This is a genomic window from Azospirillum sp. B506 (genome assembly GCF_000333595.1).
In the GTDB taxonomy this organism is placed as follows: Bacteria; Pseudomonadota; Alphaproteobacteria; order Azospirillales; family Azospirillaceae; genus Azospirillum.
Genome location: NZ_BADK01000905.1, coordinates 1 through 4,007, shown reverse-complemented (window position 1 = coordinate 4,007; position 4,007 = coordinate 1). Strand labels below are relative to the sequence as shown.

The following is a 4,007-nucleotide window of genomic DNA, read 5'->3' as shown; positions in this document are numbered from 1 at the left end:
AAGGTGACGCCCATCATCACCGGCAGGCGAATGCCGAACCGCCAGACGCCCACCGCCTGGATCAGCGTGACCACGCCGCAGGCGAACAGGTCGGCGTTGATCAGCATGGCGATCTGGTCCTTCGGCAGCTTCAGCGCACCGCCGATGATCAGCGGCACCGCGATGGCGCCGGCATACATCACCAGCACATGCTGCAGCCCCAGCGCCAGCAGCCGCCAGGGCGGCAGCACCTCATCGACGGGATGGGACTCGGGGGTGGCGGCGCGTTTCATGGCGGAAGCCTCGCTTTGCGATGGGGCGGCTTCGTTGTGCATGGAGCGTGCCGCCTTGCCGCAGCGCCGAGTCCGGCCGCATTCCCCCCGGCTACCGCCCAATATATAGGCAAATCCGCCCTGCCAATGCCCGTGCAGGTGGCAAAAGCGGCGCGGTCTGTTGCCGCTCCGCGCTGGAGACCCGGATAGGGGCTGCGTTATTCTTTAACGATCCGTGCGTAAAGTCGCTGCTGCCTAACCCTTTCGCGCAACCTGAGCCGAGCGTCGCGATGAGCAAGTCGATCGAGGGTGTATCCAACTGGATGCACATGTTCCGCTGGATCGTGAAGCTGATTCGCGATGAATATGGGGTCGACGAGGCTCTGCTGACCCGGAATGCGACGCTGGAGACCGACATCCAGCTGTCGATCGACCAGGTTGAACAGGTTCTGGAATACATCTCCGAAAGCTTTTCCATCCGCTTTCCCGACGGAACGCTGGACGAGCTGGTGAAGCTGGAGGAACTCTGCCTGCTGGCGAGCTGGATCAAGGGCTATTACAAGCGCCCGGAATTCATCTCCGACGCCTTCGAGGCCCGCTGCCGCAGCATCAACCAGATCGCCGCCTGACCATGACCGACCGCCCCTCCCCTTATCCTGCCCCGTCCTACCCGCCGGGTTTCGTCTGGGGCGTTTCCACCTCCGCCTACCAGATCGAAGGGGCGGCGGCGGCGGATGGGCGCGGCCCCAGCATCTGGGACATCCGCTGCCGCACCCAGGGCGGGGTGGTGAACGGCGACACGGGCGACGTCGCCTGCGACCACTACCACCGGATGCCGGAGGATGTGGCACTGATGACGGGGCTGGGCGTCGACGCCTACCGCTTCTCGGTCTCCTGGCCCCGGGTGATGCCGCGCGGCAAGGGCGCGGTGAACGAGGCCGGGCTGGATTTCTACGACCGGCTGGTCGACCGGCTGCTGGAGGCGGGCATCGAGCCCTGGCTCTGCCTCTACCATTGGGATCTGCCGCAGGCCCTGCAGGATCTGGGCGGCTGGTCGTCGCGCGACTGCGCCGGCTGGTACGCCGATTACGCGGCGCTCTGCGCCCGCCGCTACGGCGACCGGGTGAAGCGCTGGATCACCTTCAACGAATTCTCGGTCTTCACCCTGTTCGGCTATGCGATTCCCTGGGCGGCGCCGGGCATCGTCGACCGGACCCAGCATCTGCGCGCCATCCACCACGTCAACCTCGCCCATGGCGCCGGGGTGGACGTGCTGCGCGCCATGGTGCCGGGGGCGTCCATCGGCGCCATCCACAACCGTCAGGTCGTGATCCCGGAGACCGACACGCCGGAGAACCGTGCCGCCGCCGCCCTGCTCGACGAGCATTGGAATCTGGTCTTCTGCGACCCGCAGATCCTCGGCCATTACCCGCCGCTGACCGCCGCCGCCATCGAGCCCCATGTGCAGCCCGGCGACATGGCCCGCATCGCCCGGCCGGTGGACTGGTTCGGGCTGAACCATTACGGCCCGATCTTCGCCAAGGCCGATGCGACCCGGACCTGGGGGTATGGCTGGGGCGACGCACCACCCGAGTCGCCGACCCACGGCGTCGGCTGGGCGATCTTTCCCGATGCCTTCCGGGACGAGCTGCTGACCATCCAGCGCCGCTACCGCCTGCCGATCGTGGTGACGGAGAACGGTTGCGGTGGCAGCGACAGCGTCAGCCCCGACGGCGCCGTCCACGATCCGCACCGCATCAATTACCTGACCATCTACAATGCCGCGATGCGCGACGCGATGGCCCAGGGTGCGGACGTGCGCGGCTATTTCGTCTGGTCGCTGCTGGACAATTTCGAATGGGGCAGCGGCTATGGCCAGCGCTTCGGCATCGTCCATGTCGATTTCCAGACCTTGGTCCGCACACCGAAGGACTCGGCGCGCTGGTATGCGGATCTGATCCGGGCGGCGAAGTCCTAACGGCGCTGGACCTCCGCGCAGACACCCTCCGCCCCGTCCGGAACCTCAACCAGCGCCGCCACGTCCCGCAGGAGCAGGCTGTGGCCGGCGGGAACCGCCAGCGCCTCGCCACCCGCGAGGGTAACCGTCAGCATCCCGGCAAGGGCATGGACCAGCAGCACGTCGCCGGCAGCCCGGTGTGCGGCGGGACCGGCCAGCAGGGTCAGCGCGCCGGTCGCCGAGGCGCGGTCGACCATCAGGTTGACATCGCGGATCGGGCCGGCGGTCGGCTCGCACCACACCGGCGCCTCGCCGGGAAAGGCGAAGGCGGGATCCAGTCGGCGGCGTTCGACCGGCGGAGCACCGTCGACCGACAGGCGCATGCCGTCGCCCTCGACCACGGCGATCAACCGGTCATAGCCGGGAAAGGCGGAAAAGGGGCCGGGTTCGACCACGTCGGCGATGCTGACGCGCCAGACGAAACGGCCATCGGGGCGGCCATCGGCGGCAGGCTCCACCGCCAGTTCGGTGGTGACGCCGCCGCCGTTCTTCCAGGGAACGCGGCGATGGTCGGCGGGGGTCAGGCGCGTGATGGACGACAACATCTTGCTCCGGAACGGATTGGCTCCGTTCCGTCATAGCACAACCGGCGTCTTGGCTTCACACGAACAGGCTGAAGCTGCCCATCAGTTTCTGCGTGCCGGTCTGGCCGGTGGGGATGGAGTTCATGCTGCTGATGGCCTGATTCAGCCCGTCGAGCGTCGCCTGCTGCCCGGTGGTGAGCGCCTGCTGCCCGGTATCGCCCTTGGCCGGCTGCTTGGCGACCGTGTCGTAATCCTGGCTGTAATTGCCCATGACCAGCTGCATGGCGTAATTCTTGGGGTCCTTGTCGGACTGGCCCTTGTCACGGCTGACGCGCAGGGTGTAGTCGCCCTTGTCGACCGTCAGGTTGCCGGCCTGCAATTGCTTGAACGCCTTGTAATCGTCGCCGGACTTCGGGTCGCTGTCGGCCATCACGCGGCCGAGCTTGTTCATCAGCTGGACGCGGACGCCGTCGTCACCGACCTGCCCCATGGTCATCTCGCCCTTGGAGGTGACCTTGAACTTGTAGAAATCGACCTTGTCGTTCGCCGCCAGCGTGCTGGCAACGTTCAGGCGGGTGGTGTTCTTGGCAAGCACGCCGATGTCGGTGGCGCCCGCCGTGTTGGTCTGCGCCGATTTCTGGACGGTCTTGGAGAATTCCTGGACCTCGCCGATCGCCTGATTGCTCTGCGACTTCTTGATGGCCTCAACCGCGTTGTTGATCGACGCGTTGAGGCTGGAGACCATAGAGTTGACGCTTGAGAGAGCATCATCCGCCATGATTCGTCATCCTTCTTCCGATCCGACCATCACGCCCGGCCCATCACGCCCGAATCGGGACGAAAGCCCAAGGAGTGCCTGACAAGGAGTACCCACAAGAGGAGCGACCGGCTGAGCCGTCCCCCGGACACGTCTGCCCATAGGGAGTATACGACAACAGCCGGCCGAACATAGGTAGGATTCGTGATTTTTTTGGTCGAAAGCTGGGATGCGGCTCCTGCACACCACGGCCGGCGATCCGGTCCAGGCTCAGGACCGTTGTTTCTCGCCCTTCGTCATAGGTGACTCGGACGGGGTGCCCGCCGCCAGGAGGGCCGGATCGACCGGCGGCAGGGCCGACTCGGCGGCGGCCGGACCGGCGTGCTCGTCGGCGAGGCTGCAGTGGGGCGGCTGGGTGGGACCGGTGACGACATCGAAATCGAACATGACAACCTCTC

6 protein-coding genes are annotated in these 4,007 nt (G+C 66.3%); 2 read left to right on the top strand and 4 right to left on the bottom strand.

Annotated features, from left to right (window positions below; translation table 11 throughout):
- A partial coding sequence (locus I71_RS28070; protein WP_042701921.1) for a solute carrier family 23 protein occupies positions 1-272 on the bottom strand: 272 nt, incomplete at its 3' end.
- A gap of 269 nt (positions 273-541) precedes the next feature.
- Between I71_RS28070 and I71_RS28065 the strand changes: the two genes are divergently transcribed.
- Both I71_RS28065 and I71_RS28060 read left to right on the top strand, forming a co-directional pair.
- Positions 542-880, top strand: a complete 339-nt coding sequence (locus I71_RS28065) for an acyl carrier protein (RefSeq protein ID WP_042701919.1) — start codon at positions 542-544, stop codon at positions 878-880.
- 2 nt (positions 881-882) lie between these two features.
- Positions 883-2,229 (top strand): GH1 family beta-glucosidase, encoded by a 1,347-nt coding sequence (locus tag I71_RS28060; RefSeq protein WP_042701917.1) that lies wholly within the window; start codon positions 883-885, stop codon positions 2,227-2,229.
- Here I71_RS28060 and I71_RS28055 read toward each other — a convergent pair.
- The 3 genes from I71_RS28055 to I71_RS38565 form a co-directional block, all read right to left on the bottom strand.
- The gene (locus I71_RS28055; RefSeq protein ID WP_042701915.1) at positions 2,226-2,813 is read right to left on the bottom strand and encodes a HutD family protein; all 588 of its coding nucleotides are present in this window, start codon (positions 2,811-2,813) and stop codon (positions 2,226-2,228) included. The two genes, I71_RS28060 and I71_RS28055, sit on opposite strands and share 4 nt — an antisense overlap.
- Before the next feature lie 55 nt (positions 2,814-2,868).
- Positions 2,869-3,570, bottom strand: coding sequence for a hypothetical protein (locus tag I71_RS28050; RefSeq protein ID WP_042701908.1), 702 nt, complete (start codon positions 3,568-3,570; stop codon positions 2,869-2,871).
- 249 nt (positions 3,571-3,819) lie between these two features.
- Positions 3,820-4,007, bottom strand: a 188-nt coding sequence (locus I71_RS38565) for a hypothetical protein (RefSeq protein ID WP_042701906.1), incomplete at its 5' end; no start/stop codon positions are given.

Bases quoted from the DNA above. Each gene is read 5' to 3' on its own strand.
- I71_RS28055 (WP_042701915.1), bottom strand. From the start codon at position 2,813: ATGTTGTCGTCCATCACGCGCCTGACCCCCGCCGACCATCGCCGCGTT.
- I71_RS28060 (WP_042701917.1), top strand. From the start codon at position 883: ATGACCGACCGCCCCTCCCCTTATCCTGCCCCGTCCTACCCGCCGGGT.
- I71_RS28050 (WP_042701908.1), bottom strand. From the start codon at position 3,570: ATGGCGGATGATGCTCTCTCAAGCGTCAACTCTATGGTCTCCAGCCTC.
- I71_RS28065 (WP_042701919.1), top strand. From the start codon at position 542: ATGAGCAAGTCGATCGAGGGTGTATCCAACTGGATGCACATGTTCCGC.